Genomic DNA, 26,176 nt, shown 5'->3' on the forward strand with positions numbered 1-26,176 from the left:
GTAAGCAGTCTACCCAGTTCGATTCTCTGGAAAATCCATATTGTTTAGTCTTTGTCGATATCGTTGTTTTAACAGGGTTTTATAGACTTGGTGGGATGTGCTGAGAAGTGCTAATGGTGTCCCCGACTGGAATCGAACCAGTAACTAGCCCTTAGGAGGGGCTTGTTATATCCGTTTAACTACGGGGACCCGGACATTGGCAGAGTGACTGCCGCTGAAGTGTACTGCCGAGCATTATACGCATTTTTATCCAGATAATAAGCGGTTAGCTGGCTGTTTGGTTACTCTGTCACCAACTTAGAGTGATTAAGTGATAGTAATAACCGAAAAACGATGTTTATCGGCACAGTTGTAGCTATCTAGCCTTATAACTGTTTTTTTGCCGTAAGCCATTAACAACATCGAGTATCAGGCTGACGTGAGAAGTGAATAAGTTAATTTGAATAGGTTAATTAAGGACACGAGGCTGTCGCCACTCGTGTCCAGTAAACTCAGCAACCAACGGCAATCCCCCCAGAGGCTACATTTCTATTTGGGGGTAACTCATTGATTAAAATATCAACTCTTCTTAACGAACTCTGATTTCAACTTCATTGGACCAAACCCATCAATTTTACAATCGATATTGTGATCCCCTTCAACCAGGCGGATGCCTTTCACTTTGGTGCCAATTTTCAGCGTTGAAGAACTGCCTTTTACTTTTAGGTCTTTAACAACAGTTACTGAGTCACCGTCAGCCAACAAATTACCGTTGGCATCGCGCACCACCAGGTCGTCTTGGCCGGTGGCTGAAGGGCTATTTTCCGACCACTCATGACCACATTCCGGGCAATTCAGTTGTTCACCTTCTTGCCATGTAAATTCAGAACTACATTTTGGACAGTTTGGTAAATCCGGCACGTTAACCTCTTGAAATTAAATTGAATAAATATAAAAAAGTGACAAATAAAAGTCTGCTATATTGATGTTCACATATTTTACACTTTTTACCGCATTAAAGAATAGCCAAGTGGCCAGTAACCCAGGTAAATAATTACGGGTGTATCGGTGTAGCTATCTTTGAATCCTGCCACGTCATGGCATTTTTTATGGTTTAGATGATATAAGGATGATTGGCTGAACTAAGGGGATTTTATTAAAAATTGTCGGTATACCCTGTTACCACCTGTTAGTGGAACAGTGATAACTGAATCCCGCTTACTTTTGCCCTAAGCGCCGATGTTGTTCAAGTTCATAGTCGATAAAAGCATTGATCATCGTCCGGTAAACTTTCTCTATGATCTCTTCTGCTAATCCCGCTTTGCTGGCTTCTGCTGTGACACGATCTATTACCATCTGCACCCGATCTGGCGCCCGTACTGCGTTCTGATCCTGCTTAAATGCGGCGGCCGCTTTTACACATTGGCTCCGTTGCGCGATTAACGCGACAATTTGCGAATCTATGCCATCAATAGCCGCTCTGATATCCTCGATCGAAGAGAAATGCATTAGTTGTACCTCTTTGCTAGTACGAAATTATCACGTTAACACAGTGGTTAAGTTGGTGCTATTCAGAGGGGGGCGGAGTGTCTTTGGCTGCCTTATCACCATTTTTCGGTTGATGGGTCATATCACTGCGGATCTGCGCATGGCTTATCAGGGCAAAAATAAAAGTACCGCCGATAATGTTGCCTGCCAATGTTGGAATCGCGAATGGATAAATAAATTGCTGCCAGGGTAATGAGCCATTAAATACCAGATAGAAGATTTCGACCGAACCAACCACAATATGGGTAAGGTCGCATAGCGCCACTAAATAGGTCATCAGGAAAATGACCCAGATCTTAGCGCCTCCTGCTGATGGCATCATCCATACCATAGTGGCAATGATCCAACCGGAAAATATGCCGTTAGCAAACATCTCAGATGGCGAATTCTCCATCACCCCTTGTGCCAGAGTGACAAATGATGCGCGGGTCGACTCATCAAACACCGGCATATGGATAAAGGAATAGGCCGCAATTCCTGTACCGATAAGGTTGCCCAGTAGTACCAACCCCCATAGGCGAAATAACAGAAGAAAGTTTTGCCCACTCGGTTTTTGCATGATGGGCAGTACCGCGGTCACGGTATTTTCGGTAAATAGCTGTTGGCGGGCCATAATGACAATAATAAAACCAAAGGTATAACCGACATTCTCCAGCAGGAAACTTGCCGGTGAGTCAGGTAGTTTTGCGTGAAAAATGCCTTTGGCAATAAGCGATGCCCCCATTGAAAGGCCGGCAGCAATGGCAGACCACAGCAGTGCAAAGCTGTCGCGCTCTAACTCTTTTTGCCCCTCGAGGCGGATCAATTCATGGATTGCGGCTGCTTTTGAGGGAAGTTCCTTCTCATTTATTTCTATCTCTTTTCCCTGCTTTTGTTCCTCACTTTCCACTTTCAATTCACCCTTATTCTGCGACAGTTTTTCATCATTCATAGGGATTTCCCAGTTGGTAGATAAATAATTGTGGTGGTTGGAACACAAAAAATAAGGGAAGGTCGACATAATAAGCGTAGTCGCTATTTATTATTCGCGGGCTAATGGTGAGTTGTTAGTGTGTCTTTGTTGGGCGGAGTAAAATAGCCATCAGAAGAGGGAGAAAAGTAACCCAACGTTAATGTTGTTGGTTTTTTCTACAGAAATTTGATCTTATACCGAATAATACCTCTATAAGGGTAGGGTCAGGGTTAGGCCCACGCTACGTAAGGATTAAGCCTTATGTTATCATTCAGTTTTCCTGAAACAACAATCCTACGGTGGAAACCAATCCTTCATGTTGGAAGCTAAAAACCTGACCTGCATCCGAGATGAGCGAAGCTTGTTCCAACAGTTAAGCTTTTGTGTGGCTGCTGGGGAGATAGTGCAGGTCGAGGGGCAAAATGGTGCAGGTAAAACCAGTCTGTTGCGGATTTTAGCCGGACTGGCCGATGCAGATGAAGGGCAGGTGAGCTGGTTGGGGGCGAATATTCGCCGAGATCGCGCTAAGTATCATCAGGATTTATTGTTTTTAGGCCATCAACCGGGGGTTAAGTCGGTACTGACGCCTTTTGAAAATCTGGCGTTTTATCAGTCGGTGTTACAAAAGGTCGATAGCGCCGCAATCTGGCAGGCTTTGTCTCAGGTCGGGTTGGTGGGTTATGAGGATTTACCGGTATCTCAATTATCGGCTGGGCAGCAACGGCGCGTGGCCTTGGCCCGTTTGTGGTTGAGCAAGGCTCCACTATGGATTCTGGATGAACCGTTGACCGCGATTGATAAGCAGGGGGTTGCTACCCTGTTAGATCTGTTTGTTGAACATGCAGCTAACGGTGGCATGGTACTGCTTACCACACATCAGGATCTGAACGGTGTTGGTCAGAGTGTGCGTAAAATCCGTTTAACCAACACGCAGGAGAATTAATGTTTATCAGCGTGTTGCGTCGTGAATTAAAAATAGCCTTTAGAAAAGGGGCAGAGATAGTTAACCCGCTCTGGTTTTTTCTGATTGTCATCACGCTGTTTCCGTTAGGGATAGGCCCAGAACCGCAATTATTGGCGCGTATTGCTCCGGGGATTGTCTGGGTGGCGGCATTGCTTGCATCGTTACTCTCTTTGGAGCGGCTATTTCGCGATGATTTCTACGATGGTTCCCTTGAACAGTTGTTGTTGTTACCCGCGCCACTGGCACTCACGGTGTTAGGCAAAGTGTGTGCTCACTGGGTCGTTACCGGATTACCCTTGCTTATTTTATCTCCGCTGGTCGCTCTCTTGCTGTCTCTTGATAGTAATACCGCGATTGCCATGGCGCTCACGCTGCTGTTGGGGACGCCAACCTTAAGTTTTATCGGGGCTATTGGTGTGGCACTGACGGTGGGGTTACGCAAGGGAGGGGTGCTGCTGAGTTTATTGGTGTTGCCGCTGTATATCCCGGTGCTGATATTTGCTACTGCGGCCATTGATGCGGCTTCTATGTCACTGCCGATTGATGGGTATCTGGCGATTTTGGGGGCAATGCTCGCGGGGAGTGTAACACTTGCGCCTTTTGCCACCGCCGCTGCATTGAGAGTGAGTGTGCACTAGCAGTTGAATGCCACTCAGAAGGTAACAATTTCTTAAAAGAAATCTGTAGTTAAAATATAATAATTTTCAGAAGCTTAAGCACGGTAGCCAACGCAGTCAGAGCAGATTGTGCGCCGTACCCTGCGCCGGCATTGCCACTGAGTGATGCCTGTCCAATTTTACTGTGAGCAATGAAAAATGTGGAAATGGTTTCATCAATTCGCTAAACCCGAGCGGCTCTATACGCTGTGTGGTCGGTTTGTCCCGTGGCTGGGTATTGCCGCTGTGGTCTGTTTGATGGTGGGCTGGGTGTGGGGATTTGGTTTCGCCCCCTCTGATTATCAGCAAGGCAACAGTTTCCGTATCATTTACTTGCATGTCCCGGCGGCGATCTGGTCGATGGGGATCTATATGTCGATGGCGATTGCGGCACTTGTCGGCCTGGTCTGGCAAATGAAAATGTCTGATAACGTCGTCGCCGCCATGGCGCCGGTCGGCGCGGTGTTTACCTTTATTGCCTTGGTCACCGGTTCTACTTGGGGTAAACCGATGTGGGGAACCTGGTGGATTTGGGATGCGCGATTGACCTCTGAGTTAGTGTTGCTATTCCTCTATCTTGGCGTGATTGCGCTGTATAACGCATTTGACGACCGCAAGTTGGCTGGGCGGGCTGCGGGTATTTTGGTGCTGGTCGGTGTGGTCAATATTCCAATCATTCATTTCTCCGTGGTGTGGTGGAACACCTTGCATCAAGGTTCCACCAACATGCAGCAAAGCATTGATCCAAGTATGCGTTCACCGTTGCGTTGGGCGATTTTTGGCTATTTGTTGTGCTTTATTACTCTGACATTAATGCGCCTGCGCAACTTGATTTTGCAGCAAGAGCGCCATCGCCCTTGGGTAAGCGCCCTATTGCGTAAGGAGCCACGTCTATGAGTCCGGCCTTTAACTCTTGGGCGGCATTTTTCGCCATGGGCGGCTATGCCTTTTATGTCTGGCTGGCGGCGGCGGTTACTTTGCTGTCTCTGCTTAGTTTGTGGGGACATACGCTGTGGCAGCACAAACAATTATTAGCGGATATTCAGCGTCGTCAGGCGCGGGAGCTGCGCATTCGGCAGGCAAATCAGACTCAGCATTCCGCCCGTTCGCAGGAGAAACAGCAGTGAACCCACGTAGAAAAAGTCGGCTCTATCTGGCGATGGTGGTTTTGATCGGTATCGGTCTGACCACCACTCTGGTGTTGTACGCACTGCGTGCCAATATCGATCTGTTCTATACCCCTGGCGAAATCTTGCAGGGTAAAGGGGAGCGCCACGAGAAGCCGGAAATAGGTCAGCGTTTACGTATCGGCGGCATGGTGATGCCGGGGTCGGTGAAACGTGATGATAAGACGCTGGAAATGAGTTTCAAGGTTTATGATGCGCGCGGCGCAATCACCGTCACTTATACCGGTATTTTACCGGACCTGTTCCGCGAGGGGCAGGGGGTGGTAGCGCAAGGTGTATTCGCTGAGGGCAATACGGTAAATGCGAAAGAAGTGCTGGCAAAGCATGATGAAAAATACACACCACCAGAAGTGAAAGAGGCGATGAAGGAAAACCACACCCGCCCAGCGGAGGCTTACAGTAGCACTAAGCGTGAGGGTAATGCCTCATGATGCCTGAAATGGGGAGTTTTCTGTTATGCCTGGCACTGGCTATCTCGCTATTGCTGAGTTTGTATCCGCAATGGGGCGCTGCGCGTCAAGATGCCCGTATGATGGCGGTTGGCAGACCCTTGACGTACGGTATGTTCGCTACCATCGCGCTGTCATTTATATGTCTGGTGTATGCGTTTGTGGTGAATGATTTCACTGTCTCCTATGTGGCGGCGAACTCAAATTCACACCTGCCAGTTTATTATCGTATTGCGGCGACCTGGGGCGCACATGAGGGATCGCTGCTGCTGTGGGTGTTGCTGCTAAGTTGCTGGTCGCTGGCCGTTGCGCTCTTTAGCCGTTCAATGCCGGATGATGCGGTAGCCCGAGTGCTGTCGGTGCTGGGGATGATTACCGGCGGTTTCCTGCTGTTTATTATTCTGACGTCAAATCCGTTTACCCGCACCTTGCCGGACTTCCCAATTGACGGTAATGATTTAAATCCGTTGTTGCAGGATGTCGGGTTGATTTTCCATCCGCCACTGCTTTATATGGGTTATGTGGGGTTCTCGGTAGCTTTTGCTTTCGCGATAGCTTCCTTAATGGCTGGCCGACTTGATAGTGCTTGGGCGCGCTGGTCACGGCCGTGGACTCAAGCGGCATGGGTGTTCCTGACCATGGGGATCGTGCTCGGTTCGGCGTGGGCCTATTATGAATTAGGCTGGGGCGGCTGGTGGTTCTGGGATCCGGTTGAGAATGCCTCGTTTATGCCTTGGCTGGCAGGTACGGCGTTAATTCACTCACTGGCGGTGACCGAAAAACGTGGCACATTCAAAGCGTGGACGGTATTGCTGGCGATTACGGCATTCTCTCTATGCCTAATGGGCACCTTCCTGGTGCGTTCCGGCGTATTGGTTTCGGTACACTCTTTTGCCTCTGATCCGGCTCGTGGCATGTTTATTCTGGCTTATCTGGTGATTGTTATCGGTGGCTCATTGCTACTGTATGCAGTTAAAGGCGCACAAGTGCGCAGCCGTACTCAGCATGAGGTGTTCTCACGCGAGACTTTCCTGCTCGGTAATAATGTGCTGCTGATTGCCGCAATGTTGGTGGTGCTTCTGGGTACTTTGTTGCCATTGGTACACAAGCAACTGGGACTGGGCAGTATTTCAATCGGCGAACCGTTCTTTAATACCATGTTTACCTGGTTGATGGCCCCAATGGCACTGCTGATGGGGATTGGGCCGTTAGTGCGTTGGCGTCGTGATGAGCCGAGTAAACTCTGGAAACGCCTCAGTGTGGCTCTGGTCATCACCTTGCTGCTGTCGATATTGATACCCTGGCTGCTGCAAGACACTATTGCCGGTATGACCGTGGTCGGTTTGATGATGTCTATCTGGGTCATTATCCTGACATTGATGGAGTTGCATGAGCGAGCAACTCACCGCCATGGTTTTTGGCGTGGTTTAACGCACTTATCTCGCAGTCATTGGGGCATGGTGTTGGGGCATTTGGGTGTGGCGGTGACGGTGATCGGTATTGCCTTTAGCCAAAATTACAGTGTTGAGCGTGATGTGCGCATGAAGGCTGGTGATAGCATCGATATTCACGATTATCACTTCGTGTTCCGCGATGTTCACGATATCAAAGGATCGAACTATACCGGCGGTGTTGGCATTATTGATGTCACCCGTCATGGTAAACCTGAAGCCACCTTACATGCGGAGAAACGTTATTACAGTGTGGCCCGTTCTATGATGACTGAAGCCGCTATTGATGGTGGCTTCAGCCGTGATCTCTACGCCGCACTGGGTGAAGAACTGGATGACGGGTCATGGGCGGTGCGCTTGTATTACAAACCCTTTGTCCGCTGGATCTGGTTCGGTGGGGTATTTATGGCTATCGGCGGCATCTTCTGCATGCTTGATCCGCGCTATCGGATGAGCAAAAAGTTAAAGCGCAGTGCTGCATCGGAGGCTGAATAATGAAATCTCACTTTTCATTCAATAAGCTGATGTTTATTCCGCTGGTACTGTTTTTACTGCTAGTTGTGGCCTTTTTAGTGCAATTGACTCGCAATGCTAATGGCGAGGATCCGACGATGTTGGAGTCAGCGCTGATTGGTAAACCGGTGCCAACGTTCAAGCTTGAATCGCTTGAGCAACCGGGGAAAACCTTTGATCAGGCAGTATTACATGATGGTAAGCCGATGTTACTTAATGTCTGGGCAACCTGGTGTCCGACCTGCCGCGCTGAGCATCAATATCTGAATAAGCTGGCGGCACAAGGCATCCGTGTGGTGGGTTTGAACTATAAAGATGATCGTGTCAAAGCGGTGCAGTGGCTCAATGCGCTGGGTAATCCTTACGCGCTGAGTTTGTATGATGGTGATGGCATGTTAGGGCTGGATCTGGGGGTTTATGGTGCGCCGGAAACTTTTCTGATCGACGGGCAGGGAATTATCCGTTATCGCCATGCCGGTGATCTGAACGATCGCGTCTGGCTGCAAGAAATTCTGCCGTTGTATAAGAAGTATCAGGGGGGCGCATGAGATTACTAAGCCTGATCTTCGGCCTTATGCTGAGTTGGAGTCTGTTTGCCGCCATCGATACCTACACCTTTAAATCTGAGGCACAAGAGCAGCAGTATCGTGAACTGACCGAACAACTGCGCTGCCCTAAATGTCAGAACAACAGCATTGCCGACTCCAATGCGATTATTGCTGCTGATATGCGCGCCAAAGTGTATGAACTGATGCAGCAGGGTAATTCCAAACAGCAAGTCATTGACTATATGGTGGCCCGCTACGGCAACTTCGTCACTTACGAGCCGCCGGTGACGGCTGCAACGCTGATTCTGTGGGTGGGGCCGGCTCTGTTTGTGCTATTTGGGGCCGTAGTGGTGATATTACGTGCACGGCGACGAGTGGAGAAAGAGACCCCACTGTCGGCGCAGGAACAGCAACGGTTACACCATCTGCTCGCCGAACATGCTCGCGGTGTGGAAAAATCGACGGTGGTGCAACACAGCATCCCGACTAAACACGCGAAGACAAACAGGAAACAACCATAATGGCTTTTTGGCTGATAGTGATCATTTTGCTGGCGGTCGCGGGTGCCTTGTTGGTTATACCTGCCATGCGGCAAGACACGGATTCACCGACGACCACCCGGGATGAATTGAACAAGGCTATTTATCAGGATCGGTTATCTGAACTGGCAGAAGATGAAGCGCAAGGCGTGGTAGAACAGCGACCTGAACTGATTCAGGAACTGCAACAAAACCTACTGACAGATATCCCCCAACAACCGGATGAGGAGATAAGCCCGATTAACCGCTGGGTGTTACTGCCCGGGGTGGTGATACTGGTGGTGGTCGCCGTGGGGTTATACCTAAAAACCGGTGGTTTGGCTCAGGTGCAGGCATGGCATCAGGTTGTTGCACAAATGCCTGAATTACGTGCCAGAGTTGCCAATGAGCGGGCGGAGCCTTTGAGTATGGAAGAGGTCGCACGTTTAGGGCTGGGCTTGCGTACTTCTTTGCAGCAAGATATTGCTAACGTCAATGATTGGATGATGCTTGGCCGGGTGGGGATGGCACTGAATAATGCCACTACCGCAACCCAAGCTTTTGCTAAAGCTTATCAGCTTGCGCCCGATAATGAAGATGTCAGACTCGGTTATGCTGAGGTGCTGACACGTTCCAACGATCCACAAGATAATCAGCTGGCAACTCAGATGTTGCGAACGATGGTTGGACAGGATCATACCAATCTGCGCGCCATGAGTTTATTAGCTTTTAATGCTTTTGAGCAGGGTGACTTTAAACAAGCCATTGGTGCATGGGAAGTTATGCTAAAATTGCTGCCTGCTGGCGATTCCCGCATAGAAGTGATAAAACGCAGTATCCAGCAAGCCAAATCACAGGCTGGGCAGGAAACAGCTACACTGGGAATAGAGGTTTCACTCTCCTCTGATGCCGCTCAGAAATTACCTCAGCAGGGAACCCTGATTATATCGGTAACCGATGGAGCAAACCCGGTACCGGTTGCCGTCAAACAACTGCCTGTGAGCCGATTCCCGTTATTAGTAACGTTGGATGACAGTAATGCAATGATGCCAGAGCGTTTGCTCTCTTCGTTGTCTCAGGTGAAAGTGCGGGCACGTCTCTCGCAAGATGGTACGGCCAATCCGCAATCGGGTGACTGGTTTGGTGAGAGCAGCGTGCAGAGTTTCGGTGGGACAGCAAAGCCACAAACAATTAATGTACAGATAAACAAACAGATCCCTTAAGCGTAAGGGGCTGGACAGAATTTCATGGAGAAGATTATGAACTACCGCCTGACTGTGCTGGCTTTTGCCACCGTGCTATTAGTAGGGTGTGCCAGTAGCTCGCCGGATCATATGGAGCAGGGCCGCTCAGATCCGCTGGAAGGTTTTAACCGGGCAATGTTCAATTTTAACTATGAGGTTCTTGATCCTTACGTGGTGCGCCCGGTAGCCGTAGTTTGGCGTGATTACGTGCCACAACCTGCACGTAACGGCACAAGTAACTTCCTGAGTAACCTTGAAGAGCCAGCCAGTATGGTCAACAGCTTCTTGGTGGGTGACCCGTATAATGGCATGAAGCACTTTAACCGCTTCTTCCTGAATACTATTTTGGGCATGGGTGGCTTGATAGATGTGGCGAGTATGGCTAACCCTAAGCTGGCTAAACAAGTCCCTCACCGCTTTGGCAGTACACTGGGCCATTATAATGTTGGTTACGGCCCGTATGTAGTGTTACCGGGCTATGGCAGCTTCACCATTCGTGAGGATGGGGGGAATGCGGCTGATTACGTTTATCCGGTGTTGAGCTATCTCACGTTCTGGATGTCGGCAGGTAAATGGATGGTAGAAGGGATTGAAACCCGTGCTCAGCTATTGGATTCCGATGGGTTGCTGCGTAACTCGTCAGATCCTTATCTGATGGTGCGCGATGCCTACTTCCAACGTCATGATTTCCTGGCGAACGGCGGGCAGTTGAAACCGGAAGTCAATTCGAATGCACAAGCTATTCAGGGTGATTTGGACAGTATCGATTCAGCCAACTGATTCTGATACCTGATTCGAATAATAAAAAAGCGCCGAAAGGCGCTTTTTTATGGGCAAAGGAATTGCCAGTATCCGCTGATTAGAACGCGTAGTTAAAGTTCACGCCGTACAGCAGTGCCGTACCTTTAGAGTCGAACTGATAAGTAGTGCCGCCCACTGCCGCTGGTGTTTTTTCAGTAATATGCACGCTTTGGCCATGCATATAGGAAATACCAACATCCACTGAGGCATCTTTGTTGAAGGCGTAGGTAGTACCCGCACTGATCCAGAAACGGTCTTGGTCTGGAATTGAGATAGTGCGGTTATCTGCCGGAACCGGGCTGTCATCGAAGGCAATACCGGTACGGAAGGTCCAATTATCATCGTGATAATAAGTGGTACCCAGCGCGATACGGTAAGCATCATGGAAGCCTTCATGTTTTTCAAACAGTGTCTGGCCATTAGTGCCGGTTGCTTTCAGTTCTTGGAACTGACTCCAACTGGTGTAGGCCATGCTGTAGTGAATGGCCCACTGTGGTGCCACTTTGTTATAGCCGGACACTTCCCAGACTTCTGGTAGGTTCAGAGTTAAAGCACCCGGGATCGTATTACCGCCAGTGCCTCTTGGTGGTGGCAGTTGGTTGCTGAAATCGCCATCAAAGTCGATTTTCACTTTTGAGCGGTAAGTGAAGCTATAACGGTTTTCCTTATCAACTTCATACAGCACGCCCGCATTCCAACCATACCCCCACTCTTTACCTTCCATACGGGTAACTTCGGTATTAGCAGGGCGACCCGATAACGGACCAACTTCACCGAGATGGCGTACAATCTTCGCATCGGCGTACACTGCATTAAAGCCCAGGCCGAAACTGAAGTTTTCATTCAGGCGATACGCGGTACTCAGGTTCAGGTTGGCGGTTTTCAGATCAGTCTGACCGCCAAGGGAACCCGCAGGATAGTCGTCATTGAATTCAGTAGCCAAACCGTAGTTTGAGGTACCAGAGGCACCAATTGCCCATTGCTCATTCAGTGGCATAATAAAGTGGATATTTGGGATCCACTCTGAAGGCGCGATGTTATTGGCATCGGTACTTCTGCCTGAAATGGGGGATGTCCCACTAATATTGACGTCAGGATCAACATAAACAAAGCCGCCAGAGAAAGAAGGGCGGTCGAACAAAGTCATTGCTGCGGGGTTACGGCTACCAACTGATGCGTTGTCGGCAACGGCGCCTTCACCAGAGAAAGAACGCCCCAATGCAGCGGCTGAATATTCATTCAACTGGAAGCCAGCCGCAGAAACGTTCGACGATATGATTGCCACTGCAGCTGCCAGAGCTGATCGGGTAAACAGGTTTTTCTGGTTCATGACCAAAACCTCATTGTTTTAATTAATGTTACACACCGTAACAAGAGAATGCGGGATTGTAGGGTCCGTTATCGGTCAGACAAAGCAGACCAGTGGCTGAAGTATAGGTCCGACCTGTGTCAGTGTTGCAAGTATGTTTTGGGATTTGTTCAGTTTTGATTGCAAAAAATAGACGCAGTTAACAAAAAACTCACAATTTAGTATCAATTATTACATTATCAATGAATGAGCATACAATTTGACTGTGACCTTTATCACTTAATAAGCCTATAAACAGTAAGTCCTAGTGCCAAGTGACCGACGGTAGTAAAATAATGACAGAGAAAATATTTTTTTTGCGCCATGCCTTTTTGTGCTATTTGCACTAACGAATTGGCAATTTGCACCTATTTTGAAATGTCCGTTGAGGAGAATTGAAGATGTCAGATGCAATTAATCGCTGTAGTGCGGAAGAAACTGCTGCCTGCTGCTGTATAGATGTTGGTACTATAATGGATAATACTGATTGCACGGCCTCTTACAGTTGTGTGTTTGACAACCGTACTGAAGCTGAAGCGATGCTGAAATCGCTGACCGAAAAAGCGCGTGCTGTTGAGTCAGAACCTTGCTTGATTGAGCATAAATTGGAAGAGAAGGACGGCGGTGTTTGTTTAACCATCGACTTTACTTTTGCCTGCCAGGCAGAAACCATGATTTTCCAGCTGGGTCTGCGTTAATTCATGCCGGTAGTCACCGCAACTCAGGTAAGTTGAACCGATCTCTAACGCGAAGCCTTTTGCTTCGCGTTTATTTTTGTCTAATTTCCTCTGTAAATTTATTGCGTTAGATTCATCATTCTTCCCCATCCCCAATTCATCTTTCCCACGATTTTGTCGCTAAAAGTTGCTCCTGCTCTCACTTTCCTGTTCTGTAGGTTTACCAAATGTAAATTTTTGGTTAAAAATAATTAGATCAGGTCAGACCTGTTATTTGTTATGCTTAACTAAAAGCCACTCTATTTATCAGGAGCGTTTATGAGTAAGCCATTACCGCTAGTGACGCGCCAGGGCGATCGCATTGCAATCGTCAGCGGCCTGCGGACCCCTTTTGCCAAGCAAGCAACTGCTTATCATGGCGTACCGGCCGTCGACTTAGGCAAAATTGTGGTCAGTGAGTTGCTGGCCAGAAGTGGCGTTGCTCCTGAGTTAATTGATCAACTCGTATTCGGTCAAGTGGTGCAGATGCCTGAAGCGCCAAATATTGCCCGTGAAATCGTGTTGGGTACCGGCATGAGTGTGCATACCGATGCTTACAGTGTCTCACGCGCGTGCGCCACCAGTTTTCAGGCGGTAGCCAATGTGGCAGAAAGTATTATTGCAGGCTCAGTCACGGTGGCGATAGCCGGTGGTGCCGATTCCTCTTCCGTGCTGCCAATTGGTGTCAGTAAAGCACTGGCACGAACCTTGGTTGATGTTAATAAAGCGCGAACCCTCTCCCAGCGCCTGAAGTTGTTCAGCCGCTTAAAGTTACGCGATTTGCTTCCTGTTGCCCCGGCAGTGGCTGAATACTCTACCGGCTTGCGCATGGGGGATACCGCAGAGCAGATGGCAAAAACCTATGGTATCAGCCGTGAAGATCAGGATGCTCTGGCGCTACGATCGCACCAAATGGCAGCGATTGCCTGGCAGCAAGGGTTATTACACGATGAGGTGATGACGGCTTATATCCCGCCTTACCGTGATGCTATTACCGAAGATAACAATATCCGCAAAGATTCCACTATGGCGCAATATGCCAAGTTACGCCCCGCATTCGATCGCCAACATGGCAGTGTCACGGCGGCCAACAGCACCCCTTTGACGGACGGTGCCGCAGCCGTGATGATGATGAGTGAAGCGAAAGCAAAAGAGTTAGGTTTGCAACCGTTGGGTTATCTGCGCAGTTTCGCCTTTTCCGCCATCGATGTCTGGCAAGATATGCTGCTAGGCCCATCTTATGCCACGCCACTGGCACTAGACCGTGCCGGCATCACGCTGGCTGATTTGACCCTTATCGATATGCATGAAGCATTTGCGGCACAAACACTGGCTAACCTGAAAATGTTTGCCAGTGATACTTTCGCGCGTGAAAAATTGGGTCGTAGCCAGGCTATTGGTGAAGTTGATATGAGCAAATTCAACGTATTGGGTGGTTCGATTGCCTACGGTCACCCCTTTGCGGCCACAGGCGCCCGGATGATTACCCAAACATTAAATGAATTGCGTCGCCGTGGCGGAGGATTAGGGCTAACGACGGCATGTGCTGCCGGTGGGTTGGGTGCCGCGATGATTTTGGAGGTGGAGTAATGGGTCAGGAAAATTTACTTAACAGCGGTAGTGAAACAGCCTCAGGGGATAGCCGTACCCCAACCGACTCGGTCTTTACCCTCAATGTGCGGCCAGACAATATCGGTGTGATCACCATTGATGTTATTGGTGACAAAGTGAATACCTTAAAGGCTGAATTTGCAGAGCAAATTGCCGAGATACTACAACAAACGCAGGCTTTATCACAATTGCAGGGGCTGGTTATTATTTCTGGCAAGCCAGACTCTTTTATTGCAGGTGCTGATATCACCATGATTGCCGCTTGCCGTACCGCGCACGATGCGCGTGTATTGGCACAGAAAGGGCAATCTGTTCTAGCGCAGATCGCTGCATTCCCCATACCGGTGGTGGCTGCTATCCATGGTGCTTGCCTGGGCGGTGGTTTGGAGCTGGCGCTAGCGTGCCATAGTCGCATCTGTTCGCTAGATGACAAAACGGTACTCGGTTTGCCAGAGGTTCAACTGGGTCTGTTGCCCGGATCGGGTGGTACACAACGCTTGCCGCGGTTGATTGGTGTCAGCAAAGCACTGGATATGATTCTTACCGGCAGACAAGTCCGCGCGCGCCAGGCGCTTAAGATGGGGCTGGTGGACGATGCGGTGCCCCTCGATATCTTGTTAGATGTGGCGGTCAAACGGGCCAAAGCGGGTTGGCTCGATAGGCCAGTTTTACCTTGGCAGGAACGTCTACTTAGCGGCCCATTGGGTAAAGCATTACTGTTTAAGATTGTGCGTAAAAAAACGCTGGCGCAGACCAAGGGCCATTATCCGGCGGCGGAGCGCATTATTGATGTGGTGCGTAAAGGATTGGACTACGGTGGCCCCAGTGGTTATGAAGCGGAAGCCAGAGCCTTTGGTGATCTGGCCATGTCTCCCCAGTCATCTGCTTTGCGTAGCTTGTTCTTTGCCACAACATCACTGAAAAAGGAGACCGGTGGTACAGCGCAGCCTCGTGCTATTCATCGTGTTGGGGTCTTGGGTGGCGGTTTGATGGGGGGCGGAATTGCCAATGTAACGGCTACTCGCGCAGGCTTGCCGGTACGTATCAAAGATATTAATCCGCAAGGGATTAATCAGGCGCTAAAATACACTTGGGATGCCTTAGGCAAGCGGGTTCGCAGTAAGCGTATGCGCCCGGCTGAACGGCAGCGCCAGATGATGCTGATTTCCGGCAGCACAGATTATTGCGGTTTTGACTCGGTTGATATCGTAGTTGAAGCTGTATTTGAAGATTTATCATTGAAGCAGCAAATGGTTGCTGATATCGAACGTTTCGGCGCAGCACATACCATTTTTGCCTCCAATACCTCCTCATTGCCGATAAGCCAAATTGCTGCGCAGGCACAGCGACCAGAACAGGTGATCGGCCTGCACTACTTTAGCCCGGTAGATAAAATGCCGCTGGTTGAAGTGATTCCTCATGCAAAAACCAGCGAAGAAACTATCGCAACCACAGTAGCTTTGGCGCGTAAACAAGGTAAAACAGCTATTGTCGTGGCTGATTGCGCTGGGTTTTATGTAAACCGAATTCTGGCTCCATATATCAACGAAGCTGCTCGCTGTGTACTGGACGGTGAACCTATCGATTCTGTTGACAAAGCGTTGGTGAATTTTGGCTTCCCGGTTGGGCCGATCACACTGTTGGATGAAGTTGGTATTGATGTAGGTACCAAAATCATGCCGATTCTGGTTGAGCAACTAGGGCCGCGTTTTGCTGCACCTCCATCATTTGATGTCATCTTGAAGGATGGACGGAAAGGGCGTAAAAATGGCCGTGGCTTTTATCTCTATCCGGCAGCAACCAAAGGTATTAACTGGAAGAAAAAACAGGATAAACAAGTCGATACCAGTGTTTATGTCTTGCTGGGTGTGACGCCGAAAGCCCATATCGAGTCCTCGGTGATAGCACAGCGTTGTACCATGATGATGTTGAATGAAGCAGCACGCTGTCTGGATGAATCGATAATTCGTAACCCACGCGATGGTGATATTGGTGCTGTGTTTGGCATCGGCTTCCCGCCATTCCTCGGGGGGCCTTTCCGCTATCTGGATAGTCTGGGGGTGGAGAAGGTCGTGAAAACACTCAGATTGTTGGCACAACAATACGGCGAACGTTTTGAACCTTGCCAACTGCTGGTGAGCATGGCCGAACAGCAACAGACGTTTTACCCGCAGGAACGTAATCCAGATGAGGTGCCTGGCGAAGAGCGCTGAGTTTGCAAAAGGGTATTGCTCACGGGGCTTGGTCGCATTTTTCCACTAAACAGGCGGCCGACTAACACCTATTCTTAAGAGTGTGAGCAGGATCACCACCTGCAATTCTAAGGGATTAGGTGGCTGTACACCGGGGGCAACCCGCGCTACCTTAACCAGAATCACGTTAAGTGACTATTCGTGCCAAAATGTATTAATAGGCACTTATTGCGCAGGTGATAAAGTTTAGATTAAGCTGTTGATATGGTTATTATGTAACCATTCAAGGTTGGCTGCCGGTATGCTCGGTGTAAAAAGCAGCCATTTTCTTTACCTTAAGTTTCAGGCAAAATGCCCGGCCGCCATAGAGAGACGGCGCGTTATCGTTATGAAGTTTCTTTGCCCATGGCAAAGGTTTCGGCGGTACAGCACGCAAAGCGTTTCTGTATAGCGTTATTTTGTTAACAAAAACGGTGCAATATGCAAGTTTTCATTATGCGTCACGGTGACGCGGCCCTTGATGCAGCAAGTGATGCACAACGGCCTCTTACTCTGTGTGGTCAGGATGAGTCACGTCAGATAGCAAGCTGGCTAAGCGAGCAGTCTGTTGATATCGATCAGATTTTGGTTAGCCCTTATCTACGCGCAGCGCAAACATTAGACGTCGCGCGTGAGGTGATTACGCTACCGGCAGAGCAGGAAGTGATGCCAGAATTAACGCCGGGTGGGGATGCCGCTTTTGTCTGCTGCTATTTGCAGGCATTGGCAAAAGAAGATTGTGCCGCAGTGCTGGTCATTTCGCACTTGCCGCTGGTCGGGTATCTGGTTTCTGAGCTCTGTCCAGGGCAATGCCCACCAATGTTTGCCACCTCGGCAATCGCCTGTGTTGATCTTAATGGTGATACCGGGAAGGGGACATTTGATTGGCAGGTCAGCCCGTCACAACTGTTGGCAAAGGCTTGCCACGGTTAAAACAGTGTTAGTGAATATTCAATCGGCGCGGCATCTCTGTCGCGCCTTTGTTTTTCTGTCAAACCGCATTTCGCGTCTATTCTTCTAACTCAATTAAGACCAGTAATGCCGCAGTCCCACCCCAATCTTTAGGGGCTTGATGGAATGCCAGCACATCAGGGTGCTGCGCCAGCCACAAAGGGGTTTGCTGCTTCAGAACATGTTTGCCGTGGCCATGCATCACGCAGGCACAATGCACATGCTCCCGCTTACAGGCAGCAATCAGTGCGCCCAACTCCTGTTTGGCCTGTTTCTGGGTTAATCCGTGTAAATCCAAAAACATATCGGGCGAGTAATCACCGCGCCGCAGCTTTTTAACTTCAAAATGATCAACGCCAGGCCGCACATAGCGGGTGGGACCGTCGTAATCCAACTGCGGTTGGAATTCATCGGAAAAATAATAACTGGCATCAACCTGCTCTTGCAGTAATTTTTCCGGTGCGATTCTTTTGCCCAACTTGGGCGGTGTATGCAGAACAATCGTATCTTGTTTCAGCTTCTTCGCCCCAACTATTGACTCCTTAAATAGCTGTAAATCATCAGTCGTGAGGTGATATTTATTTTTCATCATCAGTTCGTTGTACTTATTTGATTACCTCCAGTTTACCTGTTGAACGTCATCTGTCTAAATAAATGTCTATACCCGTCATATTTCAAGGTGTAGGTGTGTTGGCTGCCCTCGCTTACCCGAATCACTTACTTGTGTAAGCTCATCGGGATTATCTCGGTTGCCGCCTTCCTACGCCTTGAAATCTATTGGGTATAGGTATGTCGTCATATTTCAAGGTATAGGTGTGTTGGCTGCCCTCGCTTACCCGAATCACTTACTTGTGTAAGCTCATCGGGATTATCTCGGTTGCCGCCTTCCTACGCCTCGAAATCTATTGGGTATAGGTATGTCGTCATATTTCAAGGTATAGGTGTGTTGGCTGCCCTCGCTTACCCGAATCACTTACTTGTGTAAGCTCATCGGGATTATCTCGGTTGCCGCCTTCCTACGCCTTGAAATCTATTGGGTATAGGTATGTCGTCATATTTCAAGGTATAGGTGTGTTGGCTGCCCTCGCTTACCCGAATCACTTACTTGTGTAAGCTCATCGGGATTATCTCGGTTGCCGCCTTCCTACGCCTCGAAATCTATTGGGTATAGGTATGTCGTCATATTTCCAGGTGTAGGTGTATTGGTTGTTCTCGCAATCAAGCGGTTATCCATATAATTTTCAATGTTAATGTGCTTTTCATTATTCGGTTATCATTCAACTGATGTATTGCTGCTGATTTGTCGCGGGCTTCATGGCAAACTAGGGGATAGATAATGATTTTTCGCACCGTTGTTGGAGAATACCTTGGACAAGATTTTCGTCGATGAAGCAGTAAATGAGCTGCACACCATTCAGGATATGCTGCGCTGGGCAGTTAGCCGGTTTAATGCGGCCAATATTTTTTATGGTCACGGTACTGATAATCCGTGGGACGAAGCAGTACAACTGGTTTTCCCGAGCCTATTTTTACCGATAGATATCCCTGAGGATATGCGCAGTGCGCGCCTGACGTCGAGCGAGCGGCACCGTATTGTCGAACGGGTGATCCGCCGGGTTAACGAGCGAATTCCGGTTGCTTATCTGACCAATAAAGCTTGGTTCTGCGGCATGGAATATTATGTTGATGAGCGTGTATTGGTGCCACGTTCACCGATAGCTGAATTGATTAATAACAGCTTTGATGGTCTGATCAGACACCAGCCTAAGCATATTCTGGATATGTGTACCGGTAGTGGTTGTATTGCTATTGCTTGTGCCTATGCCTTCCCAGACGCTGAAGTGGATGCTGTTGATATCTCTAATGATGTTCTGGCAGTAACTGAACATAATATTCAACAGCATGAGATGGAACATCAGGTCACACCGATTCGCTCTGACCTGTTCCGTGATTTACCGCCAATCAAATATGACTTGATTGTCACTAATCCACCGTATGTTGATGCCGAAGATATGGCCGACTTACCGCAGGAGTTCCGCTTCGAGCCTGAACTTGGGTTGGCTGCTGGCAGCGATGGCTTGAAACTGGCTCGCCGTATTCTGGCTTGCGCCCCGGACTTCTTGCAAGATGATGGCGTGTTGATTTGCGAAGTGGGCAACAGCATGGTGCATTTGATGGACATATATCCTGATGTGCCTTTCACCTGGCTGGAGTTCGACAACGGCGGTGATGGCGTATTTATGCTGACCAAACAGCAACTGATTGACTGCGCTCCGCATTTTAGTATGTACCGCGATTAATCGATCTCTGCTTATAAAGTCTGTCAGTGTGATAAATATCATGCTGGCAGATTGTTTATGACTAAATGGTAAGGAGCCGTGATGGCTGGCAACAGTATTGGGCAGTTTTTCCGCGTCACCACTTTTGGTGAATCTCACGGCATCGCCTTGGGGTGTATTATTGATGGCGTCCCGCCGGGCATTCCAATCACTGAAGCTGACATTCAGTTGGATCTCGACCGGCGTCGCCCGGGTACCTCACGCTATACCACTCAACGCCGCGAGCCGGATCAGGTGCGTATTTTATCTGGCGTGTTTGAGGGAGTAACCACCGGTACCAGCATCGGGTTGATGATTGAGAATACTGACCAGCGGTCACAGGATTACAGCACGATTAAAGATGTCTTCCGCCCAGGCCATGCTGACTATACCTACGAACAAAAATACGGCGTGCGTGACTATCGGGGAGGGGGCCGTTCTTCAGCCCGTGAAACCGCGATGCGTGTTGCCGCCGGTGCCATTGCTAAAAAGTATCTGGCGCAGAAATTCGGGGTGCAGGTGCGTGGCTATCTGGCACAAATTGGCGATATTAGTTGTGATTTGATTGATTGGGATTTGGTTGAACAAAATCCGTTCTTCTGTCCAGATGCCAGTAAGTTGGAGCCGCTGGATGCGCTGATGCGTGAACTGAAAAAAGCCGGTGACTCTATTGGAGCCAAAATTACCGTGGTCGCTGAACACGTGCCGGTTGGTTTGGGTGAGCCAGTATTTGACCGTTTAGATGCAGATTTGGCCCATGCGCTGATGAGTATCAATGCGGTGAAAGGGGTGGAAATCGGTGATGGTTTTGCTGTTGTTACTAAGCGTGGTAGTGAAAACCGTGATGAGATTACCCCACAAGGTTTCCAGAGCAATCATGCCGGGGGCATTTTAGGCGGCATCAGCAGCGGGCAACCGGTTGTGGCCCATATCGCCTTGAAACCGACATCCAGCATTATGGTACCAGGGCAAACCATTAACCGGCAGGGTGAGGCGGTTGAGATGGTTACCCGTGGTCGCCATGACCCTTGTGTCGGTATTCGCGCCGTCCCTATTGCTGAGGCCATGATGGCTATTGTGTTAATGGATCACTTGCTGCGCCAGCGTGCACAGTGCGGTGATGTGGTTTCCGACGTTCCGCGCTGGTAGGCACAATGAACAAATGGATTGTGGGTGCAGTGGCACTTGCCGCTACCGTAGCACTCACCGCTATAGCCCCGGTCATGGCGGCGACGCCATGGCAACAGATAGCCAACCCGGTTGCAGGTTCTCCACAGTCGATTGGTGGTTTTGCCAACGGCTGCGTTATTGGTGCAATGCCTTTGCCGCTCCAATCGGCAGATTATCAGGTGATGCGCCCGGATCAGCGCCGTTATTTCGGTCATCCTGATTTACTGAACTTTATCCACCGTCTGAGTGCGCAGGCTGAGCAACATCGCTTGGGAACGGTATTGATTGGCGATATGGCAATGCCCGCCGGTGGGCGCTTTAGTAGTGGGCATGCCAGCCATCAATCTGGTCTGGATGTGGATATCTGGTTACAACTGCCAGTACAGCGCTGGAGCCAACAGCAATTGCTGAAACCGCAACCTGTTGATTTGGTGGCAGCCGACGGCAAACGGGTCGTCCCCGCACTGTGGCAACCTCAGGTCGAGAGCCTTATCAAGTTAGCGGCTAACGATAACGAAGTGACGCGTATTTTCGTCAATCCGGCGATTAAAAAGCAACTGTGTCTGGATGCCGGAACGGATCGTAATTGGTTGCATAAAGTGCGCCCGTGGTTCGGCCATCGTGCACATATGCATGTAAGATTGCGCTGCCCGGCAGATAGCCTGGAGTGTTTGGATCAAGACACGCCTCCTGCGGGGGATGGTTGTGGTGCAGAACTGGAAAGCTGGTTCCAGCCCCATCAACCGAGTGCTAAACCGGGTAAAACCTTACCCCCACCATTGCCGCCTTCATGTCAGGCTTTGTTGGATAACCATTTTGCTGCGGAATAAATCATGGATTGGTTTACGCTGGGCCCTGAGGTTTTAGGGATACTGTTTGTCGTCGCCTTATTGGCGGGTTTTATTGATTCCATTGCGGGTGGCGGAGGCTTGCTCACCGTGCCGGCATTACTGGCGGTTGGATTACCACCGGCACAGGCGTTGGCGACCAATAAATTGCAATCGGTCGGCGGGTCATTATCCGCCAGCCTCTATTTTATCCGCCGTGGGGCGGTGAATTTAAAAGAGCAAAAGCTGACCATTGCTCTAACACTGGTCGGCTCAATGCTGGGTGCTATTTTGGTTCAGCATATGCGGGCCGATATTTTGCGGCAAATTCTGCCATTGCTGGTGATAGGGATTGGTGTTTATTTTCTGCTCACTCCCAAGCTGGGTGAAGTTGATCAGCAGCGCCGTCTATCCGCACTACCCTTTGCCTTGATTGCTGGCGGTGGTGTCGGTTTTTATGATGGTTTCTTTGGCCCCGGAGCCGGTTCTTTCTATGCGCTGGCCTTTGTGACGCTGTGCGGATTTAATCTGGCAAAATCCACCGCTCATGCCAAAGTGCTTAATTTTACCTCCAACTTGGGTGGCCTGACCTTCTTCATCGTCGGCGGCAAAGTAGTGTGGAGTATCGGGTTGGTGATGCTAGTAGGGCAGGTGTTGGGCGCACGCCTTGGTGCACATATGGTGTTGACCAAAGGCCAAAAATTAATCCGCCCAATGATTGTCGTGGTGTCATTCGTAATGAGCTGCAAGCTGCTGTATGACAGCCACGGTTCTGAGATCTCCTCCTGGTTGGGGTTACACGTTTTCGCATAACTTAAGGTGTCAAAATAGCAGTGAGCCTGACTGTCGCTGACGATACCGCTCTTACGGACCCAAGTATGACCCATGATTATCAGCAATTAATCGATGTTTTTAATGCCTGTTTTAGCGACCAATATAATACCCGGCTGGTAAAAGGTGACGATGAGCCTATTTATCTGCCTGCCGATGACGAATTTCCCTATCATCGGGTGATTTTTGCCCATGGTTATTATGCCAGCGGAATGCATGAGATCTCCCATTGGTGTATTGCCGGTGAAGAGCGGCGCAAGTTGGTCGATTTTGGTTATTGGTACTGCCCGGATGGGCGTGATGCATTAACCCAGAGCCAGTTTGAAGTGGTTGAGATCAAGCCACAGGCACTGGAATGGATGTTCTGTGTAGCGGCGGGTTTCCCTTTCAACGTCAGTTGCGACAACCTGGAGGGGGATTGTGAGCCGGATCGCATAACATTCCAGCGCAAAGTACGCGAACAAGTGTTGTGGAATTTAGAAAACGGTATATCCCCACGATCTGCGGGCTTTATTCAGGCACTACAATCGTTTTACAATACGCCGCCGTTGGTAGCCGCGCTTTTCCCTTACCCGGAAGATCTCGTGTAGCTTGCAGCCTGGCTGTAACGCCATTATTTTTGGATATAGAATATAACCCAATAGATTTCAAGGTGTAGGAAGGCGGCAAGCAAGATACAAATTGGGTGTAAATCATTTTGAATAGCGCTTGCGCTGGCCCGCAGGGTGAGCCTCTGATGAGGCTCATAATCCCGATGAGCCCACGACGGTAAGTGATTCGGGTTAATGAATGCTGCCAACACACCTGCGCTTTGAAATATGACGGGTTATTGAGGAAAGTTGATGATCGCAGAGTTCGAAACGCACATATTAGCGCAGATTGATGACATGGTAGAGCACGCCAGTGATGATGATTTATTTGCCGGCGGCTATCTGCGCGGCCATCTGACCCTAGCCGTGGCAGAATCTGAAGAGTTTGGTGAACATACGGCTGAGCAGTTACATGCCCGCGTGCAGACCAGCCTGGAAAAAGCGATCAAAGCCGGGGAGCTTTCCCCACCGGATCAGGTTTTGGTATTGGGTTTATGGGATCGTTTACTTGAGCAAGCTATAAAATAGCGTTCATTGCTGGAGTCGCGGGGGGGTAGCGATGTTCGTTATTTGGCCTCGCCTCTGCGACTCCAATGACTTTGACGTCGCTGCAAGCCACCCCGCGAGCTGCCCGCTAAGATAACCTCGCAACGCGCTGTTGTACCGGCCTGCCTTTTAGCAATTTTCGAATCCAAAATCGATTGGGATTGAGTGCCGCCAGCGTCGGCGCATCTAATGGCTGCGGTTCCCCAAACATTTGTGCGGCCAAAATTTCTGCCACCAATGGCGCACTGCACAACCCCCGTGACCCCAATGCCCCCACCATGAATAATTCCGGCCATACCGGCGCTGGCGCTATCTCATCACCACGCTGAATTTTGCGTGGCAGATCCTGATATTGTGCCAGTGTTGCAGCATAATCCGGTACCGCGCCCACCATCGGTAAGTGATCACGAATAGCGCAACGCACCCCGCAGCGCGCTTGATTATCACTGATATCAACCTGATGCGGCCAATTTACTTGTGGCAGACAGCGTAACAGGCGGTCCCGGTTCTCTTGCTGCTCATCGGCACGAAAATCAGTGGCAATATCGCCGCGCTGATAACTGGCACCAATACAGTGATGCTGGTTAGCCGGGTTCACTGGCGTCAGATAGCCGTCATAGCACAGCACTTGCTGCAACTGACTGAGTACTGAGGTCGTGGGAATGTGCGAGACCTGCCCGCGCACGGCTGACAGTGGCAGATGCTGGGTTTGTTGCCACTCAGCTAAGCGGTGGCCGGTGGCCAGCACCACTGTAGCATGTTGTTTCGCCGTCAGTGGTTGTTGGGTATCGTGTTGTTGGCTATCGATGGGTTGGGCACTGAGTTGCTGGAAGCTGAGCTGCCATTGCCCGTCAACATGCTCTAACTGACTCAGTTCATGCTGATAGTGGCATGCCATGCCTTTTTGTTGGGCCAGCAGCAGCAGCGCTGTGGTGAGGTCTGATGGGCATAACCAGCCTCCGGCGGGATAATGTATACCATCGTGGGCGCAATCCAGCCCCGCGAGCGCACTGAGCTGTTCACGGCTCATGGCTTCGGCGAATGACACCGGCCAGCTTATTTGCAGCATTTTATCAATCTTGCCACGGCTTTTTTCATCAAATGCCAATTGGCTGACACCGCACCATTGATGATCAAAATGAATGCCTTGTGCTAACAATTGATCATATTGGCGGCGGGCAAAGGTAAATGCGCTGGTGAAAAAGTTTTCCAGTGCATCATCTTTGCCGTTTAGCAGGGGATAGAGCGCACCTTGCCGGTTACCTGATGCACCTTGCGCCGGTTGTGCATCGGCGCAATAGAGCGTGACCTTGGCCCCACGGCGCAATAAGGCTAATGCTGTCAATGCACTGACGATACCGCCGCCAATGATCGCGATATCATCACAACGGACCGCGGCTGGCCGATGGTACCAAGGCGCTGAGGCTGACCCGATGCTTTGCGGCAATCTGCCCGTGAGCATTTCACGTTTTTGCCCAAAACCTTTCACTTTAGCTACGTCAAAACCTGCTTGTTGCAAACCACGGCGAACAAATCCGGCGGCAGTAAATGTGGCAAAAGTGCCCCCCGGCCTTGCCATCCGCGCCATGGCATTGAACAGCATATCATTCCACATATCGGGGTTTTTCGCCGGGGCAAAGCCATCAAGAAACCAGGCATCTACTTGATTATTCAGGCTGGCATCCAACTGGGGCAGTAAGGTATTGACATCACCAAACCACAGATCCAGAGTGATACTCCCCTGCGCTAGCAGAATACGATGGCAGCCAGCAAGAGGTAACGGCCATTGCGCGCGCAATTGTTCGGCAAAAAATGCCAGTTCTGGCCAGCGGTCATGGGCGGCAGCTAAATCTGCCACCTGTAGGGGGTATTTTTCGAAGCTGATATAGTGTAATCGCTGGAGTTTTGCACTGGCGTGTTGCTGTTTGAACTGAGCGAAATCGCGCCATAATGTCAGAAAATTTAAGCCAGTCCCGAAGCCCGTTTCGGCAAAAATGCAGTTATCCCACGGGTGTTGAATGAAACGCTCAGGGAAGCCATTCCCCTTAAGAAAAACGTAGTGAGTCTCTTCCAGCCCATCTTCATTGGAAAAATAGATGTCACCAAACTGTTCCGATACAGGTGTACCCTGTTCATTCCAGCTTAATGTCGCGGTTTGGATTGGGGGATGGCTCACGTTGAAAGACTCGTATCTCAAGGGGTAGGGCGATTCTAACTATGTGACCGG

The 26,176-nt window shown here is 49.8% G+C and carries 26 protein-coding genes and 1 tRNA gene; 20 read left to right on the plus strand and 7 right to left on the minus strand.

Annotated elements, in window-relative coordinates:
• Positions 1-114: 114 nt before the first annotated feature.
• From V1953_RS06285 to V1953_RS06300, 4 genes are all read right to left on the minus strand, one after another.
• A tRNA-Arg gene (locus V1953_RS06285) sits at positions 115-189 on the minus strand.
• 369 nt (positions 190-558) lie between these two features.
• Positions 559-900: a zinc ribbon domain-containing protein YjdM gene (locus V1953_RS06290; protein WP_442850765.1), complete on the minus strand. Its 342-nt coding sequence runs from the start codon at positions 898-900 to the stop codon at positions 559-561.
• Between the two features lie 297 nt (positions 901-1,197).
• On the minus strand, positions 1,198-1,488 hold the full coding sequence (locus tag V1953_RS06295; protein ID WP_083158196.1) for a chorismate mutase: 291 nt from the start codon (positions 1,486-1,488) through the stop codon (positions 1,198-1,200).
• Positions 1,489-1,546: 58 nt separating this feature from the next.
• On the minus strand, positions 1,547-2,458 hold the full coding sequence (locus V1953_RS06300; RefSeq protein ID WP_083158197.1) for a formate/nitrite transporter family protein: 912 nt from the start codon (positions 2,456-2,458) through the stop codon (positions 1,547-1,549).
• 337 nt (positions 2,459-2,795) lie between these two features.
• Between V1953_RS06300 and ccmA the strand changes: the two genes are divergently transcribed.
• The 10 genes from ccmA to mlaA all read left to right on the plus strand — a co-directional run bounded on the left by ccmA (position 2,796) and on the right by mlaA (position 10,789).
• Complete coding sequence (gene ccmA / locus V1953_RS06305; RefSeq protein WP_083158198.1) at positions 2,796-3,422, plus strand: cytochrome c biogenesis heme-transporting ATPase CcmA; 627 nt, start codon at positions 2,796-2,798, stop codon at positions 3,420-3,422.
• Positions 3,422-4,081: a heme exporter protein CcmB gene (ccmB, locus tag V1953_RS06310; RefSeq protein ID WP_083158199.1), complete on the plus strand. Its 660-nt coding sequence runs from the start codon at positions 3,422-3,424 to the stop codon at positions 4,079-4,081. The genes ccmA and ccmB overlap by 1 nt, the downstream gene beginning before the upstream one ends.
• A gap of 177 nt (positions 4,082-4,258) precedes the next feature.
• The gene (locus V1953_RS06315) at positions 4,259-4,996 is read left to right on the plus strand and encodes a heme ABC transporter permease (RefSeq protein WP_083158200.1); all 738 of its coding nucleotides are present in this window, start codon (positions 4,259-4,261) and stop codon (positions 4,994-4,996) included.
• Positions 4,993-5,226: a heme exporter protein CcmD gene (gene ccmD, locus V1953_RS06320; RefSeq protein WP_442820649.1), complete on the plus strand. Its 234-nt coding sequence runs from the start codon at positions 4,993-4,995 to the stop codon at positions 5,224-5,226. Before V1953_RS06315 ends, ccmD begins: the two co-directional genes overlap by 4 nt.
• A complete protein-coding gene (gene ccmE, locus V1953_RS06325) occupies positions 5,223-5,717 on the plus strand; it encodes a cytochrome c maturation protein CcmE (protein ID WP_032905922.1) in 495 nt (164 codons plus the stop codon). Before ccmD ends, ccmE begins: the two co-directional genes overlap by 4 nt.
• Complete coding sequence (locus V1953_RS06330; protein ID WP_083158203.1) at positions 5,714-7,681, plus strand: heme lyase CcmF/NrfE family subunit; 1,968 nt, start codon at positions 5,714-5,716, stop codon at positions 7,679-7,681. Before ccmE ends, V1953_RS06330 begins: the two co-directional genes overlap by 4 nt.
• Entirely contained in the window at positions 7,681-8,247 is a 567-nt protein-coding gene (locus V1953_RS06335) for a DsbE family thiol:disulfide interchange protein (protein WP_083158204.1), read from the plus strand. Before V1953_RS06330 ends, V1953_RS06335 begins: the two co-directional genes overlap by 1 nt.
• A complete protein-coding gene (locus V1953_RS06340) occupies positions 8,244-8,768 on the plus strand; it encodes a cytochrome c-type biogenesis protein (protein ID WP_372569404.1) in 525 nt (174 codons plus the stop codon). Before V1953_RS06335 ends, V1953_RS06340 begins: the two co-directional genes overlap by 4 nt.
• The gene (gene ccmI / locus V1953_RS06345) at positions 8,768-9,988 is read left to right on the plus strand and encodes a c-type cytochrome biogenesis protein CcmI (protein WP_372569403.1); all 1,221 of its coding nucleotides are present in this window, start codon (positions 8,768-8,770) and stop codon (positions 9,986-9,988) included. Before V1953_RS06340 ends, ccmI begins: the two co-directional genes overlap by 1 nt.
• Positions 9,989-10,024: 36 nt before the next feature.
• Positions 10,025-10,789 carry a phospholipid-binding lipoprotein MlaA gene (gene mlaA, locus V1953_RS06350; RefSeq protein WP_083158207.1) on the plus strand — a complete coding sequence of 255 codons (765 nt, stop codon included), beginning with the start codon at positions 10,025-10,027 and terminating at the stop codon, positions 10,787-10,789.
• 79 nt (positions 10,790-10,868) lie between these two features.
• On the opposite strand, the gene fadL is transcribed toward mlaA, so the two are convergent.
• On the minus strand, positions 10,869-12,140 hold the full coding sequence (gene fadL / locus V1953_RS06355) for a long-chain fatty acid transporter FadL (protein WP_193784622.1): 1,272 nt from the start codon (positions 12,138-12,140) through the stop codon (positions 10,869-10,871).
• A 419-nt stretch (positions 12,141-12,559) separates the two neighbouring features.
• Between fadL and V1953_RS06360 the strand changes: the two genes are divergently transcribed.
• The 4 genes from V1953_RS06360 to sixA all read left to right on the plus strand — a co-directional run bounded on the left by V1953_RS06360 (position 12,560) and on the right by sixA (position 17,649).
• The gene (locus V1953_RS06360) at positions 12,560-12,856 is read left to right on the plus strand and encodes a YfcZ/YiiS family protein (protein ID WP_083158209.1); all 297 of its coding nucleotides are present in this window, start codon (positions 12,560-12,562) and stop codon (positions 12,854-12,856) included.
• Between the two features lie 297 nt (positions 12,857-13,153).
• Positions 13,154-14,464, plus strand: coding sequence for an acetyl-CoA C-acyltransferase FadI (fadI, locus tag V1953_RS06365; RefSeq protein WP_083158210.1), 1,311 nt, complete (start codon positions 13,154-13,156; stop codon positions 14,462-14,464).
• Positions 14,464-16,698, plus strand: coding sequence for a fatty acid oxidation complex subunit alpha FadJ (gene fadJ / locus V1953_RS06370; RefSeq protein WP_442850766.1), 2,235 nt, complete (start codon positions 14,464-14,466; stop codon positions 16,696-16,698). Before fadI ends, fadJ begins: the two co-directional genes overlap by 1 nt.
• A gap of 459 nt (positions 16,699-17,157) precedes the next feature.
• Positions 17,158-17,649 (plus strand): phosphohistidine phosphatase SixA, encoded by a 492-nt coding sequence (gene sixA, locus V1953_RS06375; RefSeq protein WP_372569399.1) that lies wholly within the window; start codon positions 17,158-17,160, stop codon positions 17,647-17,649.
• A 76-nt stretch (positions 17,650-17,725) separates the two neighbouring features.
• Here sixA and smrB read toward each other — a convergent pair whose 3' ends face one another.
• A complete protein-coding gene (gene smrB, locus V1953_RS06380; RefSeq protein WP_083163530.1) occupies positions 17,726-18,256 on the minus strand; it encodes an endonuclease SmrB in 531 nt (176 codons plus the stop codon).
• A 778-nt stretch (positions 18,257-19,034) separates the two neighbouring features.
• On the opposite strand from smrB, the gene prmB reads away from it, so the two are divergent.
• From prmB to V1953_RS06410, 6 genes are all read left to right on the plus strand, one after another.
• Positions 19,035-19,967 (plus strand): 50S ribosomal protein L3 N(5)-glutamine methyltransferase, encoded by a 933-nt coding sequence (gene prmB, locus V1953_RS06385; RefSeq protein WP_050084895.1) that lies wholly within the window; start codon positions 19,035-19,037, stop codon positions 19,965-19,967.
• An 81-nt stretch (positions 19,968-20,048) separates the two neighbouring features.
• Positions 20,049-21,134 carry a chorismate synthase gene (gene aroC, locus V1953_RS06390; RefSeq protein ID WP_005183428.1) on the plus strand — a complete coding sequence of 362 codons (1,086 nt, stop codon included), beginning with the start codon at positions 20,049-20,051 and terminating at the stop codon, positions 21,132-21,134.
• Positions 21,135-21,139: 5 nt separating this feature from the next.
• The gene (gene mepA / locus V1953_RS06395) at positions 21,140-21,985 is read left to right on the plus strand and encodes a penicillin-insensitive murein endopeptidase (protein ID WP_420072863.1); all 846 of its coding nucleotides are present in this window, start codon (positions 21,140-21,142) and stop codon (positions 21,983-21,985) included.
• A gap of 3 nt (positions 21,986-21,988) precedes the next feature.
• A complete protein-coding gene (locus V1953_RS06400; protein WP_083158214.1) occupies positions 21,989-22,795 on the plus strand; it encodes a sulfite exporter TauE/SafE family protein in 807 nt (268 codons plus the stop codon).
• A gap of 65 nt (positions 22,796-22,860) precedes the next feature.
• Positions 22,861-23,403, plus strand: a complete 543-nt coding sequence (locus tag V1953_RS06405; protein WP_083158215.1) for an elongation factor P hydroxylase — start codon at positions 22,861-22,863, stop codon at positions 23,401-23,403.
• Between the two features lie 252 nt (positions 23,404-23,655).
• Complete coding sequence (locus tag V1953_RS06410) at positions 23,656-23,931, plus strand: YfcL family protein (RefSeq protein WP_005183422.1); 276 nt, start codon at positions 23,656-23,658, stop codon at positions 23,929-23,931.
• Between the two features lie 106 nt (positions 23,932-24,037).
• On the opposite strand, the gene mnmC is transcribed toward V1953_RS06410, so the two are convergent.
• A complete protein-coding gene (gene mnmC, locus V1953_RS06415) occupies positions 24,038-26,125 on the minus strand; it encodes a bifunctional tRNA (5-methylaminomethyl-2-thiouridine)(34)-methyltransferase MnmD/FAD-dependent 5-carboxymethylaminomethyl-2-thiouridine(34) oxidoreductase MnmC (RefSeq protein WP_442850767.1) in 2,088 nt (695 codons plus the stop codon).
• Positions 26,126-26,176 lie beyond the last annotated feature (51 nt).

The sequence above is a fragment of the Yersinia sp. 2541 StPb PI genome, from assembly GCF_052217145.1.
Lineage (GTDB): Bacteria > Pseudomonadota > Gammaproteobacteria > Enterobacterales > Enterobacteriaceae > Yersinia > Yersinia enterocolitica_E.

Excerpts from the sequence above, each read along its gene's own strand:
- V1953_RS06295 (WP_083158196.1), bottom strand. The coding sequence starts at position 1,488 with ATGCATTTCTCTTCGATCGAGGATATCAGAGCGGCTATTGATGGCATA.
- V1953_RS06300 (WP_083158197.1), bottom strand. The coding sequence starts at position 2,458 with ATGAATGATGAAAAACTGTCGCAGAATAAGGGTGAATTGAAAGTGGAA.
- ccmA (WP_083158198.1), top strand. The coding sequence starts at position 2,796 with ATGTTGGAAGCTAAAAACCTGACCTGCATCCGAGATGAGCGAAGCTTG.
- ccmB (WP_083158199.1), top strand. The coding sequence starts at position 3,422 with ATGTTTATCAGCGTGTTGCGTCGTGAATTAAAAATAGCCTTTAGAAAA.
- V1953_RS06315 (WP_083158200.1), top strand. The coding sequence starts at position 4,259 with ATGTGGAAATGGTTTCATCAATTCGCTAAACCCGAGCGGCTCTATACG.
- ccmD (WP_442820649.1), top strand. The coding sequence starts at position 4,993 with ATGAGTCCGGCCTTTAACTCTTGGGCGGCATTTTTCGCCATGGGCGGC.
- V1953_RS06330 (WP_083158203.1), top strand. The coding sequence starts at position 5,714 with ATGATGCCTGAAATGGGGAGTTTTCTGTTATGCCTGGCACTGGCTATC.
- V1953_RS06335 (WP_083158204.1), top strand. The coding sequence starts at position 7,681 with ATGAAATCTCACTTTTCATTCAATAAGCTGATGTTTATTCCGCTGGTA.
- V1953_RS06340 (WP_372569404.1), top strand. The coding sequence starts at position 8,244 with ATGAGATTACTAAGCCTGATCTTCGGCCTTATGCTGAGTTGGAGTCTG.
- ccmI (WP_372569403.1), top strand. The coding sequence starts at position 8,768 with ATGGCTTTTTGGCTGATAGTGATCATTTTGCTGGCGGTCGCGGGTGCC.
- mlaA (WP_083158207.1), top strand. The coding sequence starts at position 10,025 with ATGAACTACCGCCTGACTGTGCTGGCTTTTGCCACCGTGCTATTAGTA.
- fadL (WP_193784622.1), bottom strand. The coding sequence starts at position 12,140 with ATGAACCAGAAAAACCTGTTTACCCGATCAGCTCTGGCAGCTGCAGTG.
- V1953_RS06360 (WP_083158209.1), top strand. The coding sequence starts at position 12,560 with ATGTCAGATGCAATTAATCGCTGTAGTGCGGAAGAAACTGCTGCCTGC.
- fadI (WP_083158210.1), top strand. The coding sequence starts at position 13,154 with ATGAGTAAGCCATTACCGCTAGTGACGCGCCAGGGCGATCGCATTGCA.
- fadJ (WP_442850766.1), top strand. The coding sequence starts at position 14,464 with ATGGGTCAGGAAAATTTACTTAACAGCGGTAGTGAAACAGCCTCAGGG.
- sixA (WP_372569399.1), top strand. The coding sequence starts at position 17,158 with ATGCAAGTTTTCATTATGCGTCACGGTGACGCGGCCCTTGATGCAGCA.
- smrB (WP_083163530.1), bottom strand. The coding sequence starts at position 18,256 with ATGAAAAATAAATATCACCTCACGACTGATGATTTACAGCTATTTAAG.
- aroC (WP_005183428.1), top strand. The coding sequence starts at position 20,049 with ATGGCTGGCAACAGTATTGGGCAGTTTTTCCGCGTCACCACTTTTGGT.
- mepA (WP_420072863.1), top strand. The coding sequence starts at position 21,140 with ATGAACAAATGGATTGTGGGTGCAGTGGCACTTGCCGCTACCGTAGCA.
- V1953_RS06400 (WP_083158214.1), top strand. The coding sequence starts at position 21,989 with ATGGATTGGTTTACGCTGGGCCCTGAGGTTTTAGGGATACTGTTTGTC.
- V1953_RS06405 (WP_083158215.1), top strand. The coding sequence starts at position 22,861 with ATGACCCATGATTATCAGCAATTAATCGATGTTTTTAATGCCTGTTTT.
- V1953_RS06410 (WP_005183422.1), top strand. The coding sequence starts at position 23,656 with ATGATCGCAGAGTTCGAAACGCACATATTAGCGCAGATTGATGACATG.